We start from the raw sequence: 14,840 nt of genomic DNA, 5'->3' as shown, positions 1-14,840 counted from the left end.
CCTATATATAGCCCATGGCAAAAATTACATATAATACTCACGACAGCAAAACACACACAATCGATGTTCAAAATGGATTAACAGTAATGGAGGGTGCAGTTCAAAATGATATTCCGGGAATTGATGCTGATTGTGGAGGTGGAATGGCGTGTGCAACATGTCATGTGTATGTAAATGAAGAGTGGAAAGATAAACTTCCAGCCAAAGAAGATGGTGAAGAAGATATGTTGGATATGGCTTTTGAGCCAAAACAAAATAGCAGATTAAGTTGTCAGCTAATTGTTTCAGATGAATTAGATGGTCTAGTTGTAAACATTCCATCAAAACAAGGTTAGATGAATAAAACAGATGCATTAATAATTGGAGCAGGTCCAACAGGACTTTTTACTGCTCATCAATTAAAATTAATTGGTCTTAACTGTGAGATTGTTGATAACCTAGATAAAATTGGAGGGCAATGTATTGAGCTTTATCCGGATAAACCAATATATGATATTCCAGCAGTTCCTGAATGTACAGGAGAAGAGTTAACAAATAATTTAATAAACCAAATTAAAACTTTTAATATACCTATTCATTTAAATGAAAGAGTGGATGAAGTTAAAAAAGAAAACAATAACTGGTTGGTAAAAACAAACGCTGGAAAAACTTTTATTACACCAAACGTAATTATTGCTGGTGGTGTTGGCTCTTTTGAGCCAAGAAAATTTGCACCAAAAGAGTGTGAGAAATATGAAAATCAATCAATTTTATATTCTGTAAAAGATAAAAAGGTATTTGAGGGAAAAACAGTCTCTATTTTTGGAGGTGGAGATAGTGCATTAGATTGGGCCGTTGAGTTATCAAAAACTTCTAAAGTAAATTTAATACACAGAAGAGATGATTTTAGAGGTGCACAATCAACGGTAGATAAAGTACAGGAGCTTGCAAAATCAGGCGCAATCAATCTTTACACAAAATATCAGTTAGCAAATGTTAGTGGTGAAAAAAGTTTGGATAGTATTGGTATCAAACATGATGATGGTGAAATCAAAACTTTTAAGACTGATTATGTTTTAGGTTTTTTTGGATTGATAATGCAGTTAGGTCCTATTGCAAATTGGGGACTTAATATTGATAAAAAAACTATTGAAGTTGATACAGAAAAATTTGAAACCAACAAAAAAGGTATTTATGCTGTTGGAGATATATGTAATTACCCTGGAAAGTTAAAACTTATTTTGTCAGGTTTTCATGAAGGAGCATTAGCTGCTAGAGCTTGTTTTAAATTAGCTCGACCCGATGAAAAGTATAGATTTGAATTTACTACTTCGTCTAAAACTATAAAAAATAGACTTGGTGTTAAAGAGTGATAGAACTTTTTACAGCTGACACCCCAAATGGTAAAAAAATTTCTATTATGCTTGAAGAGATTGATTACGATTATAAAGTAACAAAAATAGACATAAGTAAAGATGAGCAATTTAAACCAGAGTTTGTAAAGTTAAGTCCTTTTAGTAAAATTCCAGTAATTACCGACCATGATAACAATGAAAGTATTTTCGAGTCTGGAGCTATTCTAATGTATCTAGGAGAAAAGAGTGGAAAGCTTTATGATCAACAAGATAGATTAAAAATTAATCAATGGTTGATGGCTCAAATGGGAACCATTGGACCCATGATAGGTCAACACCATCAATTTCATCACTACAATCCTGGCAAGAGTGAATTTGGTGAAGAGAGATACTTTAAAATTGCAAAGAGAATATATCAAGAATTAGATAATAGATTGAAAGAGTCAAAATTTCTTGCAGGAGTAAAGTATACAATTGCTGATATTGCAACTTTCCCTTGGTTTGCGAGACATGAGTGGCATGATATTGGATTAAAGAATTACAAAAATTTATCTAGATGGTATCTTGAGATATCAAACCGTGATGCAGTTATAAAAGGGTACGATCTTTTCAAAGATGGTTCAAAAATTCCAAGCCTTTAAATCCCATTGTTTGCTTGTTTTCATTTAAGATTTAAATTAACCTCATTTAAATATGTCTGAAGTTTATAAATTAGGAATTTCAATTAAAAATAATCAACCAATAAATGAAGTAAATTCAATTGAAGTCCTGACTAATCAAGGTGTTGTAGGAGATAGACATTTTAAAGAATTTAATGACCCATATAATCAATTATCTTTAATCGAGTCTGAAAATATTGATTATTACAATTTTAAATATAGTTTAAATATTCCCTATATAGATTTCAGAAGAAATGTTGTTACTAAAGGAATTCAATTGAATGATTTAGTTGGTAAAAAGATTTTGGTTGGAAATGTAGAAGTTGAAGGCATTGATTTGTGTCGTCCATGTAGGCATTTAACTGAAGTTCTTGGACAGGATAACATTTTAAAAGAGTTTTTAAGAAGAGGTGGTCTAAGATGCCAAGTGCTTACCTCTTCTAGTATCAAAATAGGTGATAAAATAAAGGTGCTAGATTAATTTAAAGTTAATTAATCATCTGCATGAACTTTTTCATTTTTTTCATGCTTTTCTTGTGCGGCAATAGTGTATTTTGCAACAGGTCTTGCTATTAACCTTTTTAATCCGATTGGTTCTGCGGTATCTAAGCAGTAACCATAAATATCCTCTCTAATTCTAGCCAAAGCTTTATCAATTTCAGATATTAACTTGATTTGTCTATTAATAGCTTTCATCTCTACATTTTTATCAGTGTATGAACTTGCTTGATCCACAACATCAGCAGAAATACTATTATCGTCCATACTTCCAAAGTAAAGCGCCTCATTATTGGCTTTAACTAAATCTTTTTTCCATTCTGTTAATCTCATTCTGAAAAACACCTTATGTTTTTCGCACATATATTTTTCAGTATCTTTTGGCACGTAAGTTTTTGAAATTTTTATTGGAGCTTTAGCTGCAACTTTAGGTTTGGCCGCAACTTTTGTTTTTGGTTTAACAGCTTTTGATTTAGGCTTAGAAACTTTTTTTATAGTTTTAGTAGTCTTTGGCATTGTTTAAATTTGAATTTTCGCAGTATATTTAGCAAATTAGAGGTGTCAAGCAAGCTGAATTGTTATAAATATTTATAAATGACCAATAACAACAGAAATATAAATAATATTTTTTATATTTTCGTTATATCGCATCTAATATTTTGGACTTTGGTTCCATCTATAACTAATCACAATTTACCACTGGATACTATAGAAGCATTAGCTTGGGGAAGTAATTTAGATTGGGGATTTAACAAACATCCACCAATGAGTGCCTTTTTTCCAGAAGTTTTTTATCAAATTTTTGGCTCTCAAGATTGGGCTTATTATTTGCTTAGTCAAATTTTTGTACTTATTTCTTTTTATTACGTTTTTAAATTTTCTAAAGAAATTTTTAACAATAATTTATTAGGTTTAATTTCAGTTTTACTTATTGAGGCTATCTATTTCTATAATTTTACAACTCCTGAATTTAATGTGAATGTTTGTCAACTCCCATTTTGGTCAGCCACAGTTTATTATTCATGGAAAATTTATAATAGCAAAGAGGTAAAATTTTCTGATTGTTTTTTAGTTGGATTATTTGCAGCCTTTGGTTTTTTATCCAAATATCTATTTGTTTATCTACTAGCTTCAATAGATCTATTATTCATGTATTTAATTTTTATAAATAAAGATAGAAAATTTGATTTTAAATATTTAATAACACTAGAAGTATTTTTGATAATTTTAGTGCCTCATTTAATCTGGCTTAATAACAATGAATTTATTACAATAACATATGGACTTGCAAGAACAGGATTAGAGCAATCTAGTGTATTTGACCATATTAAATTTCCATTTATTTTTTTGACAAAACAAATCGGATTACTAATTCCATTTTTAGTTTTGGTTTGGTTGTTAGTAAAAAAAATAAAATTTAAATTTAATTTTAAAGATAAGAAGCTACTTTTTTTATTATTTATTAATATTCTTCCCATCATATTAATGTTTTTAACTTCAACAGTTACTGGTTCTAAAATTAGGACAATGTGGATGACACCGTTTTATTTATTTTTTGGAACTTTATTTGTTTATTTATTTCAAGCTCAAATAAACTTCAAAAAGCTAAAACCATTCATGGTTGGATTTATTTTTCTATTCTTTTTATCTCCAATATTTTATGCATATGTCTCATTATCAAAAGAAGATAAAAGGACCGATTATCCTGGCAAAGAAATTGCCTTAAAAACACAGTATGCTTGGAATCAGCAGTTTAATACTAAGATAAACGTAGTTTATGGAAACGAATGGAATGCTGGCAATTTATCATATCATCTTCAATCAAGACCTGTTTGGGAAGGAATTATTGTAAGAGAAAAACTTGATCAATTGAAAGATTATATGTGTCTTGATAATGTTTGTGTTGGCTCAAGATAAATATGAAAAAGTATATAATTTTAATCCCAATTTATAATGATAGAGAAAGTTTAACTAAGTTAATTGAAGATATTAACTCAGAAGCTAAAAGTCTTAATGCTGAGATATCAGTTATTATTATTAACGATGCATCTTCTCAACAGATAATCGATAGGTATCAAAATACTGAAAATATTAATTCAATTGAAATTATAAATATGAAAGAAAACAGAGGTCATGCAAGATGTATTGCTTCTGGACTTAAATATATTTTTGAAAAAAAAGAATTTGATTATGTAATACCCATGGATGGAGATGGTGAAGATAGACCTGAAGAAATAAAAAATTTTATACAAATTGCAGATCAAACAGAAGACAAAAGTATAATTGGTGAAAGAGTAAAAAGATCTGAAAGTTTAATATTTAAAGTTTGCTATCAAGCACATAAAATTTTAACTTTAGCTTTTACTAATCAATCTATTAAATTTGGTAACTTTACCTGTTTGTCAAAATCAACAGTTGAAAAATTACTTAATGAAAAAGCAACTTGGAATAGTTTTTCAGGATCATTAAAAAAAGTAGAAAAAGACTTATTATCAATACCTTCAATTAGAGGAACTAGATATTTTGGACCATCAAAGATGAGTTTTTTTAATTTACTAAAACATTCTTTATCAATAATTAGTGTTTTTAGAAAAACGGTTCTAATTCGTTCAGCATTATTTATAGTTTTTTATATTCTTTTAATAAAAAGTAATGCTTCTATTATCACTTCACTACCACTAGTTTTATTATTGATAATGATTTATTCGATTTCTAATCTAGCTCTAAGAGAAAATATGAGTGAATTTGACAAATCACTAGAAAACATTAATAATATTAATATAGTTAAATAGTTATGAAAAGCTTTTTTAGAAAAGTTGGTTTTGGTCTGAAACCTGGAGAGAAAGCTCCATCTGATCCACTATCTTGGGCTCAAAAACAAGTTGAAACAATACCTGAATTAAATTGGAAGGGTAAATATATTTTTTCTGAAAAAGAAATGAGAAAACATTGGATCAAACAAAGAGTTACTGAAGAAACAACTTTTAAAAAAAAATACAAAAATGATCCAGAAGGATTAAGAATAGCTGAAAAGATACTTGAAGATGACAGTGGTGCAAAATTTTGGCCCAATAACGAAATATGCATGAGACATGCAGAAGGAGTAAGAAGTAATAATCCTGTACTTGCTAAACTTTGGTACTTTTGGACCAATCATTTCACAATAAGTGACGCCCAAAGGCTACCAAGTTTTTCAACTGGAGCTTATCAAAGAGAATTTATAAGAGCTAATATGGATAAAAATTTTGAAACTATGGCTATCGAAGGAACTATTGCATGGCCGATGATTATGCATTTAGATAATAAAGATAATATTGGACCAAATTCTATAAGTGGAAAAGAAGATTGGCGAAAGAAGGAAAATGAACCTGCAACAATAAATGAAAATCATGCAAGAGAATTAATGGAACTTCATACAATTTCACCAAAAGCTGGCTATACCCAAGAAGATGTCATGGGGCTTGCATGCATAATGACGGGCTGGAGACCAAAGTGGACAAAATCAAAAGATCAAGGAACAGATATTAGATTTATGTCAAAGCGACATGAGCCAGGAAAAAAATATGTTTTTGGTAAAGAGTATAAAGCAGGAAAAAAAAGTTTGAAAATTGCTATTAAAGATTTGGTAAATCATCCTTCATGTAGAGAATTTATAGCAACAAAACTTTGTAGGTATCTAATTACTGACAACCCAACAAAAGAGATGATTGCTCCAATTATTAAAGCATGGGAAAAATCAGATGGATATCTGCCTGAGGTTCATAAGGCTGCTATCAAAGTTGCATTTGAATATAATGATAAATATCAAAAATTTCAAAACCCTGAAAATTGGTGGTTGCAAACTATAAATATGTCAGGCGCTACATACGCATATCCAATACCAGAAAAGAAGATGGATAAGTTTGAATTAGGTAATTTAATTAGTCAAGAGTTGAGAGAACCTGATCGGTTGTTAAAAGATATAGGTTATCATCCATATAGATCCAAACAACCTAATGGATATTCAGATTTATCAAGTGACTGGATGTCTACCGAATTAATAATTAGAAGATTAATGTATGCGAAAAGAGCTTTTCATACATACAAAATTAAAGATCAGATAGACGATACTATTCATGAAAAAATTATTCGAACAAATTTTGATAATCCAGACAAAATTTTAAAGATAGTTTCAAAAGCTAAAAGTAATGAAGAAAAACATATGGTTTTATTTAATCTACCTGAGGTATTAAGAGCATGAAGATATCAAGAAGAGATTTTTTAAAAGGTTCAGCTACAACTTTATTTTTAGCAGGATTTAATCTTCCAGCTTTAGCTTCATCATCCAAAAAAAAGAACTTAGTGGTAATTATGTTACGTGGAGGTATGGACGGTCTTTGTGCTGTACCTATAATTGGAGACAAAAATTTCGAAAAAAGACGAAAAAATATCTTAATTGAAAATACAATAAAACTTAATTCTGATTTTGCTTTGCATCCAAGATTAATAGGATTTAATAAATGTTGGAATGATAATACAGGATCAATAGTTCATGCAACTAGTATTCCCTACACGCAAAGATCACATTTTGAAGGCCAAAATTTAATGGAGTCAGGTGGAAAAATTGCCTACCAAGAAAAAACAGGATGGGTTGGAAGAGCAATGAAGCTAGCAAAACTACAGGGTGATGGATTAGCACTATCATTACCAATGCCATTATTGCTTAGAGGTATTCCAAAAAATAATAACTATTTTCCAGTAGATGGAAAACTTCCACAGAAAGACACTTTGGATCTTTTAAGATCAGTTTATGCCGAAAGCTCAGAAGATGAGCTTTACGAGATGATGGACTTCATTAAAAAAAGAAAAGATGAACAAATGATGGGCGGTTCCTATCGTCGTGGAAAAAGAAAAAATAAAAATCTTGCAAGACAAGCAGCTACATATTTGAGAAAATCAGATGGTCCAAGAGTAGCAGTGTTTGAAGTTAATGGTTTTGATACTCACGCAGCACAAGGGGGTGTGGATGGCACTCATACAAAATGTTTAGTTGAAATGGATGAAATTATTAATAATTTGAAGGATAATCTTCAGGAAGCTTACAAAGATACAATTATTTTAACAGTGACTGAGTTTGGTAGAACCATAAAACAAAACGGAGGAAATGGAACTGAGCATGGCTATGGAACCGCAATATTTATGGCAGGGGGTTTATTAAAGAAAAGCCAAGTTCATACAGATTGGCCAGGTTTAAAGAAAAAAGAATTATATCAAGGCAGAGATCTTAACGCTACAATTGATGCTAGATCCGTTTATGCATCAGCAATGTCCACTGTTTTTGATTTAGATTTCAAACGTATTCAAAAAGAAGTTTTTTGGGGTGAGGATTTACAAAATCTTTCCGACAAGCTCTTTAAAGCTTAATAAATAAACCTATTTTGTTTTTTATTTATTTTGACCGTATCTTTAATATTTGCTAAGTTTGTAATATTATAACAAAGTCTGGTTGTGCTGACTTTTAAATCAAGGGACAACATATAAATTATGAAAAATATAATTTTAATTGTTGTATTAATCTTTTCATTTCAAAACAATCTATTTGCTTCTGAGGCCTCCAACCAAAATCAATTCAATCAATGGCTTTTAGAAAACGGTTATCATCAATATGTAAACTTAGAACCAAACCCAATTTGCAAAGAAGAACCAAAATATAGCAATAATTGGTATTATAATAAATGTGATCAATTTCAAGGATCTAACAATCTAGATATCAAGATAGATAATAAAGCATTATCAGGCACAAATATTGCTTATCACTCAAACCCAAATAGAGACACCTTGATTTATTATTTATGGAAATACTCTTATAGAGATAGAGGCTCACATTTAAAAGAGTTTAAAACAACAAATAGTTCCTACGATTTTAAATTTAACTTAATGGAAGATAAATTTTTAAAAAAACAAATGAAAACTAAAGGTATCCTTAGTTATTTATATTATCAAGATGGCGAAGTATTGATTGATGAATTTTCTCCCAAAGAAAGATTAGGAGAGTTTTTAAATAATGAAACAAAATTTTATTCTATGTCAATGGGTAAGTCAGTAACTTCTTATTTAGTAGGTCACGCAATATGTGAGGGTTATATTGATGGAGTTGATGCAAGAGTAAATGACTGGCCTGTAATAAAAGATTCACTTTATCATGATCAAAAATTAATTAATTTTTTAAATATGAATACTGGCGATCAAAAATATATTGATGAATTTGAAGATGGTACCAGTAAATTAGGCGCATATGAAGATAGAGATATTGAAACAACTATGCGCTCACACTTTAGAAACAAAAATACAAAAAAATCTAAGGAGAGATACAATTATAATGGATTTGTTACTCAGTTAATTTTGAACTATATAAAATTTAAAACTGGTGAAGATTATAAAAAACTTTATAGCAAAGTTTTCAACGATAAAATAAAGATCAAACATAGTATTCGTTATGGCTATACTAGTTTTCAAGAAAAGAATGGAAATGGACATCCCAACATAATGGCAACAAGATTTGACTATCTTAGAATTGCAAAAGCTATAATGGATGATTATCAGAATGATACTTGTGTTGGAAAATATTTAAAAGAAATTTATAAAAGAAGAATACCAAAAGGAAGCAAAGAAAAAGAAGAGCCTTTATTTAATCGCACAAAATCATATGGGGGTCAATTTCATATGGATTTTCCAGGATTAAAAGACAAAATTATATTTGGCATGGGTGGCTATGGCGGGAATATGATTTTAATTGATGTGGAAAATTCAAGAATACTGGTTGTTAATTCACTCCATTATAATAATAAAAAATATAAATATAATCACAAAAAACTACTACACGATCGGTTTAAAAAAGGTAAATGAAAAAAATCTTAATAGTTATTTGTATATTAATATTTTCAACTTCAACTTACGCAAATAAAAACAAAAATACTTGGGATTATCCACTTAGAGATTATGAAGGCTGGGTAGTTAAAGGATCAGAAAATCACTACAAGTTTAAATCAAATCTAAGACAAGATAAGAATGTTTTAAAAGAATTTAAGAACAATAAAAACACAGGAATTATTAGTTACTTACTATTTGAAAATGATCAAATAGTAATTGATGAATCTGACATACCATATTCTGTTCAAGGGGATAAAATCATTGATGGCATGTTGCCATCACACTCAATGGGGAAAAGTTTAGTTTCTTATGTAACAGGGCATGCCATTTGTGAGGGTTATATAGATAATATAAATGTAAAATTAAATGATTGGCCTTTAATTAAAAATACCCTTTACGAAGACTCTATATTACTCGATCTTTTAAATATGAAAGGTGGAGATCAAAAATGGGTTGGTGAAAGAAGAAATGTTGGATCTGACAATAGGATCAAAGGTGAAAAAAAAGAAGAAAATGTAAATGTCATTGGTTTAGTTAAGGTAATGAATAAATATTTAAGAGGTACAGAAAAAAGTAAATTAATTTATAATTATAGTGCCCTGACTACTAATGTGATTATGAATTACGTAAAATTCAAAGTCGGTGAAGATTGGGATAAATTATTACATAAAGTATTTAATGAACATATTGGAGTTAAAAACAAAGTTCAATTTCAAAAATCTAGAAAATATTTAAAATACGAAGACTTTGTTTCTGCAAGATATTCATTTTATGCAAATAGATATGATTATTTAAGAATTGCTAAAACTATGATGGATGATTGGCACAATGATACTTGTGCTGGAAAATATTTAAAAACTATTTATGAAAATAGAGTTCAAAAAAAAGATAAGACAAAAAAAGCAACTGATGTTGGTCTTTATACAAAATCATATGGCGGCCAAATCCATTTTGATATTTTTGGAATTGATAAAAAAAGAAAAATTTTAGGATTGAGCGGATTTGCAGGTCAGCAAATATTAATTGATTTAGATAATAAAAGAATAATAGTAGTTAGTTCATTATATAGAAACTATAATTGGAAAAAAATAGTTCATTCAGTAATTAAAGGTTAATTGAAAAAAATTTTAATCACTCTTCTATCCCTTCTTTTGCTTCCATCACTTTCTTACGCTGGAAAATGGCACACAAATATGAAAAAACAAGAGAAGAAAGATTTTGGACGTTATGTTTTGAAAGCTCAGTCAAAAAATAAAATGGTTTTCAATACCAGAAATGCTCCAAATAAAAATGGTCTTTACAAATTTTTTGATAAATTTGAAGATCATATGGGTGTTGCAGAGCAAGGAATTGAATTTAATTTAAAGTATTCAAACAAGGGACACAAACATGATTGGAATAGATGGGGTAAACCAGGTCACGCTCAGAGATTTCAAATTATGGAACCTTACAAACATACTACAAAAAAAGGTAAAACTAAGTGGTATAGAGTAGGCTACTTTGTTCCAAAAGATATAAGAACAGATGAGCATACTATTTCTTTGTTTGATTTTAAAAAACTTTATGGCAAAGGTGAACGAACACATGATGCTTCATTAAATATAGTAAAAAATAATTTTACTTGGTCTTTCAATTCACCAAATTATGGTTCTAAAAAAAATGAAACTGGAGGAGAATATTATTATTTTGATAGTTATACTGTAGTCCTTGATCCTGATTTCTCTTCACTAAAAGGTAAGTGGGTTAATATTTTAATAAATGCGAAATGGGCCAAAAAAGGTTTTTTGCATTTTTGGATAGATGGTAAGTTAAGAACAAGTTATTTTGGTGATACGATGGTAGGTGCATCAAGTGCAAGATTTAAGTTTGGTCCTTATAGACATCATATGGATGAAGCTACCGATGCTGGATTAAAAATACCTGATACAGTTATTCGATACTCAAATGTGGGCAAAGCAGATAGTTGTGATGATTTATGGAGTGGGTGTTCCGACATAATAAGTCAACTGTCTGATAAATCTCAAGTACATGGTGCAAAAAATGTTGCTTTATGTGGAGGAGTGCCAGGAAAATCATTTTGTAAGGATTTAAAATATTCACAAAATCAAAGACCTTTTTAATTTTTTCCTTAATCAAAAATTAATTAATTTTTACACGTAAAAATTGAATATTAATTTCATTTATAACATATTTAAACAAAAATTAGCTATGTCTATGAAGGATAATAAGTAGTAGGATTTTTCTTATGAATGGTTTCTTAGCCAGGCTCAGTTAAATTTAAAACTGTATCGTTAGTAAAAAAAATTTTAATTGTTTTAACTTTTATAATTTTTTCTTCATCAAATTTAGAAGCTGCAAAAAAAAAAGATAAAGAAGAGAAAGATTGCATTTATTGCCTAAAATATGAAAACCTAAGTGAATGGCCTGAGAGCGAAAGACCAGAAGCATTTATCTATGAAAAAATAGATTACCCAGAAAAAATGTTTCATAAAAATCATAAAACAAGTAAGCAAAAACAAGGTGCTGCAGGAAAAAAAGTTTATGCAAGATTTGTTAAAGGAAAAGGACAATTGAATAAATATCAACATCATATGATAAGAGACATGGCTTACTTTGAGGCTTTATTTAATGAAATGTTAAATGATAAAAATGCAAAAGTTGAGACTTTAGAGGGATTAAAAAAAGGAAGAGAAGCTATGAGAATGAGTTTAAATATTTCTCCTAAAGCTAAATCATCTGAAGCAATTTTGAAATTTTGGGCTACAGGTAAGATGCTTCATGCAGCATATAAAAAAAATAAAAAGAAAAAGAAAAAAAAAGTAAAAGAATTAACACCTGAAATAGCTGAGCGAGCAGCAGTCCTAGCTAGTTTAAAAAAACAAATTGCAACAGCAAAAGTTAATGCTCAAAGAGCAGCAACTATTAAAGCACAAGAAAAAATTGAGGAAGTTAAATGATGATTATAAAAAGTTTAATTATATCCTTACTATTTTTGAATATGGTTGCGAAAGCAAATGATATTACTTCTATGTCAGGAATTTCTGAAGCAGCAGGTAGTTCGGCTCAAGCAGCAGCTGATCAATTAGCGTCTGATGCAGGAAAAGTTGCTGAAAATATAGCAGGCGCCACAGAAGCGTTAGGGGAGGCTAAAAGTGATATTGGTAAAGCTTTAGATGTTTCAATAGCGCAAGCTGAAAGTGCAATGTCATTTGCAACAGAAAGTTTAGCTAAAGGGGATATTACTTCTGCAGTTCAAGCAATGTCATTGGTCGAGGGTGTAACTGATATGGCTTTAGGGGCTATTCCTGATCCAACAGCTTTAGATATGACAGGAGTAGATTTTGCAAAAGATTTTTCCCCAGCAGAAATGGCAGCATTATCAAGTATAGCAGGACAAATGGGAGCTGGAAAAGTTGTAGCTATGCAAAAAATGGCAGGACAAATGAATGCGCTAGGTGCTGCAGGATTTGATGCAAAAGGTATGATGGGATCTCTTGATGCCCAAGGTATCGGAATGGGAGCTGCGATGGAAGGACTTGCTAATGCTGGAATGGTTGACATGGAAGCAGTTACTGGGTCGGCAAATTTTGATATGGCAAATTTTGATGCAGGAAATTTTGCATCTATGAATGTTGCAGAAATGGGAATGAAACCTGCAATGATGGCTGGAGCACTAGAAGCATTACCTGTTGGAGCAGCAACAGCAGCGCTTGAAACTTTGGCTGCTAATCCAGAAGCTATGGGACAAATGGGCAAGACTATGACTGGTGCTATAGTTGCAACTATGAGTGCAAAAGGCATGGGTAAAGATATGATGAAAAGTATGGAAGGTAATATTGGCATGCAAGGAATGGCAAATATGGCTGATGGTATGAAAGGTATTGAAGGAATGAAAGAAATTGGAAAAGCTATGGCTGACATGGGTATGGAAGGTATGGCTAAATCATTATCGACTGCATTTGCAAATCCAGAAGTAGGCATTGCAGGTGCAATGTCAGGAACAGTAGGAATGATAAGTCAAGCCATATCTGGAAAAGCTCCTACAGAAAAAACTGCACTTCAAAAAGGAACAGAAATGAAAGGCTCTTTTGCAAATAATATGGCAGAAGCAGGACCGCAAGCTCTAGACATGCCAGAAAATATTAGCGAGTCAGGTATGATGATGGGAGCAATGGTTATGGCAAAACCATCATTGGCAGGAGGATTACCTGGTGCAATGGCGCCACCAGAAGGTATGACAGCAATGGGTATGACTGCAGCAGGAGTAATTGGTGTTGAAGCTGGTGTGGGTATGACAGGTATGGCTGGAGTTATGGGTGCAGCTATGAATCCAACAGAAATGGGAAAAACTATGTCGGGAATGACTGGAATGGATGCAGGAGCAATGAATGAATTAGGAATGGCTCAAATGGCAGCACAGACAGGTTTAACCCCAGGAATGGTAGCAAGTATGGGTGCAGCTGGAATGGCAGGAATGGATATTACATCAGTTATGTCAACTAATGTTGCAGGATTAGGAAGTCAAGCAATACAAGGAATGGCAGAAATGGCTGCAGGAGGAACTATGGGTGCTGGGATGATGGGTGACATGATGGAAGTAGGTTTGGTTAATCAAGGTACAATGGCTGCAATGGGCGCAAATGGAATGAAAGGTTTAAGTGGAGCCATGGGTATGGAAGGTGGCGATATGGGATTAGCAGCAATGAGTGGAGGAATGGTTGGAATGGGTGCAATGGATTTGAATGCACAAATGAATCCAGAAATGGCAGCCAGTATGGGTTTAGCTGGAGGACCACAAGGAGCTAAACTTGGAGATTTAATGGGAGATCCAAAAGGAATGGATGGTGCCATGATGAAAGGAGGAATGAATTTAGGCCAAGTTTCTGCTGCAATGGGAACAGGTATTGATCCTGGAAAAGCAATGGGTTCAGTTGCAGGTGCTGCAATGGCAGCTAATGAGGCAGGATCAGGATTGGCAGGTGCAGCAATGGGAGCAGCAATGTCAGCTCAAGGAGCTGCAGCTTCAGCTATGGGTTCTCATGCAATGGGAGCAGCAATGGGAGTCGGTGGTATGGGCAAAGGTGCTATGGGCGAAGCCATGGGTGGAGCTATGAAAGAAGGTATGGGTGGTGCTATGGGCGGAGCTATGGCAGGCGCTATGGCAGGAGGACCTGCAGGACCAGGAATGGGCGATGCTATGGGTGGCATGGGAGATCCAGGCGGAGCCATGGGAGATCCAGGTGGAGCTTTAGGTGGAGCTATGGGAGATCCAGGTGGTGCTATGGGAAATATTGGTGGAGCAGTTGAAGGTGCTATGGGTGGTGAAGGAGCGCCAGGCGGACCAGGAGGACCAGGTGATCCAGGTGGACCAGGTGGACCAGGTGGACCAGGTGATCCAGGCGGACCAGGAGATCCAGGTGGCGACCCAAAATAAAAAATT

General features: G+C 32.1%; 15 protein-coding genes. 13 read left to right on the top strand and 2 right to left on the bottom strand.

Translation table 11 applies throughout. The annotated features are described in order from the left end of the window. Positions 1 to 14 precede the first annotated feature (14 nt). From ACIJYA_RS05280 to ACIJYA_RS05265, 4 genes are read left to right on the top strand one after another with little or no spacing between them, the layout of a single operon-like run. Positions 15 to 335: a 2Fe-2S iron-sulfur cluster-binding protein gene (locus tag ACIJYA_RS05280; protein WP_435087789.1), complete on the top strand. Its 321-nt coding sequence runs from the start codon at positions 15 to 17 to the stop codon at positions 333 to 335. After that, positions 336 to 1,352: an NAD(P)/FAD-dependent oxidoreductase gene (locus ACIJYA_RS05275; RefSeq protein WP_435087787.1), complete on the top strand. Its 1,017-nt coding sequence runs from the start codon at positions 336 to 338 to the stop codon at positions 1,350 to 1,352. Further along, entirely contained in the window at positions 1,349 to 1,975 is a 627-nt protein-coding gene (locus ACIJYA_RS05270; RefSeq protein ID WP_435087785.1) for a glutathione S-transferase family protein, read from the top strand. The genes ACIJYA_RS05275 and ACIJYA_RS05270 overlap by 4 nt, the downstream gene beginning before the upstream one ends. A 52-nt stretch (positions 1,976 to 2,027) precedes the next feature. After that, a complete protein-coding gene (locus tag ACIJYA_RS05265) occupies positions 2,028 to 2,474 on the top strand; it encodes an MOSC domain-containing protein (RefSeq protein ID WP_435087783.1) in 447 nt (148 codons plus the stop codon). Positions 2,475 to 2,485: 11 nt separating this feature from the next. Here the strand turns inward: ACIJYA_RS05265 and ACIJYA_RS05260 are convergent, their stop codons facing one another. Then, entirely contained in the window at positions 2,486 to 3,007 is a 522-nt protein-coding gene (locus ACIJYA_RS05260; RefSeq protein ID WP_435087781.1) for a TraR/DksA family transcriptional regulator, read from the bottom strand. A gap of 78 nt (positions 3,008 to 3,085) precedes the next feature. Here ACIJYA_RS05260 and ACIJYA_RS05255 point away from each other — a divergent pair, with 78 nt between their 5' ends. The 7 genes from ACIJYA_RS05255 to ACIJYA_RS05225 all read left to right on the top strand — a co-directional run bounded on the left by ACIJYA_RS05255 (position 3,086) and on the right by ACIJYA_RS05225 (position 11,520). Further along, positions 3,086 to 4,408, top strand: coding sequence for a glycosyltransferase family 39 protein (locus tag ACIJYA_RS05255; RefSeq protein ID WP_435087779.1), 1,323 nt, complete (start codon positions 3,086 to 3,088; stop codon positions 4,406 to 4,408). A 2-nt stretch (positions 4,409 to 4,410) separates the two neighbouring features. Next, positions 4,411 to 5,283 (top strand): glycosyltransferase family 2 protein, encoded by an 873-nt coding sequence (locus tag ACIJYA_RS05250; protein ID WP_435087778.1) that lies wholly within the window; start codon positions 4,411 to 4,413, stop codon positions 5,281 to 5,283. Positions 5,284 to 5,285: 2 nt separating this feature from the next. Continuing rightward, a complete protein-coding gene (locus ACIJYA_RS05245; RefSeq protein WP_435087776.1) occupies positions 5,286 to 6,731 on the top strand; it encodes a DUF1800 family protein in 1,446 nt (481 codons plus the stop codon). Continuing rightward, positions 6,728 to 7,894, top strand: coding sequence for a DUF1501 domain-containing protein (locus ACIJYA_RS05240; RefSeq protein ID WP_435087774.1), 1,167 nt, complete (start codon positions 6,728 to 6,730; stop codon positions 7,892 to 7,894). Before ACIJYA_RS05245 ends, ACIJYA_RS05240 begins: the two co-directional genes overlap by 4 nt. 120 nt (positions 7,895 to 8,014) lie before the next feature. Then, positions 8,015 to 9,376: a hypothetical protein gene (locus ACIJYA_RS05235; protein ID WP_435087772.1), complete on the top strand. Its 1,362-nt coding sequence runs from the start codon at positions 8,015 to 8,017 to the stop codon at positions 9,374 to 9,376. Continuing rightward, positions 9,373 to 10,515, top strand: a complete 1,143-nt coding sequence (locus ACIJYA_RS05230; protein ID WP_435087771.1) for a hypothetical protein — start codon at positions 9,373 to 9,375, stop codon at positions 10,513 to 10,515. Before ACIJYA_RS05235 ends, ACIJYA_RS05230 begins: the two co-directional genes overlap by 4 nt. After that, positions 10,516 to 11,520 (top strand): heparin lyase I family protein, encoded by a 1,005-nt coding sequence (locus tag ACIJYA_RS05225; RefSeq protein WP_435087770.1) that lies wholly within the window; start codon positions 10,516 to 10,518, stop codon positions 11,518 to 11,520. 137 nt (positions 11,521 to 11,657) lie between these two features. On the opposite strand, the gene ACIJYA_RS05220 is transcribed toward ACIJYA_RS05225, so the two are convergent. Next, on the bottom strand, positions 11,658 to 11,789 hold the full coding sequence (locus ACIJYA_RS05220) for a hypothetical protein (protein ID WP_435087768.1): 132 nt from the start codon (positions 11,787 to 11,789) through the stop codon (positions 11,658 to 11,660). A 91-nt stretch (positions 11,790 to 11,880) separates the two neighbouring features. Between ACIJYA_RS05220 and ACIJYA_RS05215 the strand changes: the two genes are divergently transcribed. Both ACIJYA_RS05215 and ACIJYA_RS05210 read left to right on the top strand, forming a co-directional pair. After that, on the top strand, positions 11,881 to 12,357 hold the full coding sequence (locus ACIJYA_RS05215) for a hypothetical protein (RefSeq protein WP_435087767.1): 477 nt from the start codon (positions 11,881 to 11,883) through the stop codon (positions 12,355 to 12,357). Next, positions 12,354 to 14,834: a hypothetical protein gene (locus tag ACIJYA_RS05210; RefSeq protein WP_435087765.1), complete on the top strand. Its 2,481-nt coding sequence runs from the start codon at positions 12,354 to 12,356 to the stop codon at positions 14,832 to 14,834. Before ACIJYA_RS05215 ends, ACIJYA_RS05210 begins: the two co-directional genes overlap by 4 nt. Positions 14,835 to 14,840: the final 6 nt, after the last annotated feature.

The sequence above is a fragment of the Candidatus Pelagibacter bacterium nBUS_29 genome, assembly GCF_051200905.1.
Classification (GTDB): Bacteria; Pseudomonadota; Alphaproteobacteria; order Pelagibacterales; family Pelagibacteraceae; genus Pelagibacter.
Note: the sequence above shows the minus strand (reverse complement) of the source record. Positions and strands in the feature narration are given on the sequence as shown.

What these genes read in the sequence shown, in the direction of transcription:
- ACIJYA_RS05280 (WP_435087789.1), top strand. Translation starts at nt 15, where the DNA reads ATGGCAAAAATTACATATAATACTCACGACAGCAAAACACACACAATC.
- ACIJYA_RS05275 (WP_435087787.1), top strand. Translation starts at nt 336, where the DNA reads ATGAATAAAACAGATGCATTAATAATTGGAGCAGGTCCAACAGGACTT.
- ACIJYA_RS05265 (WP_435087783.1), top strand. Translation starts at nt 2,028, where the DNA reads ATGTCTGAAGTTTATAAATTAGGAATTTCAATTAAAAATAATCAACCA.
- ACIJYA_RS05260 (WP_435087781.1), bottom strand. Translation starts at nt 3,007, where the DNA reads ATGCCAAAGACTACTAAAACTATAAAAAAAGTTTCTAAGCCTAAATCA.
- ACIJYA_RS05255 (WP_435087779.1), top strand. Translation starts at nt 3,086, where the DNA reads ATGACCAATAACAACAGAAATATAAATAATATTTTTTATATTTTCGTT.
- ACIJYA_RS05250 (WP_435087778.1), top strand. Translation starts at nt 4,411, where the DNA reads ATGAAAAAGTATATAATTTTAATCCCAATTTATAATGATAGAGAAAGT.
- ACIJYA_RS05245 (WP_435087776.1), top strand. Translation starts at nt 5,286, where the DNA reads ATGAAAAGCTTTTTTAGAAAAGTTGGTTTTGGTCTGAAACCTGGAGAG.
- ACIJYA_RS05240 (WP_435087774.1), top strand. Translation starts at nt 6,728, where the DNA reads ATGAAGATATCAAGAAGAGATTTTTTAAAAGGTTCAGCTACAACTTTA.
- ACIJYA_RS05235 (WP_435087772.1), top strand. Translation starts at nt 8,015, where the DNA reads ATGAAAAATATAATTTTAATTGTTGTATTAATCTTTTCATTTCAAAAC.
- ACIJYA_RS05230 (WP_435087771.1), top strand. Translation starts at nt 9,373, where the DNA reads ATGAAAAAAATCTTAATAGTTATTTGTATATTAATATTTTCAACTTCA.
- ACIJYA_RS05220 (WP_435087768.1), bottom strand. Translation starts at nt 11,789, where the DNA reads ATGCAATCTTTCTCTTCTTTATCTTTTTTTTTTGCAGCTTCTAAATTT.
- ACIJYA_RS05215 (WP_435087767.1), top strand. Translation starts at nt 11,881, where the DNA reads ATGTTTCATAAAAATCATAAAACAAGTAAGCAAAAACAAGGTGCTGCA.
- ACIJYA_RS05210 (WP_435087765.1), top strand. Translation starts at nt 12,354, where the DNA reads ATGATGATTATAAAAAGTTTAATTATATCCTTACTATTTTTGAATATG.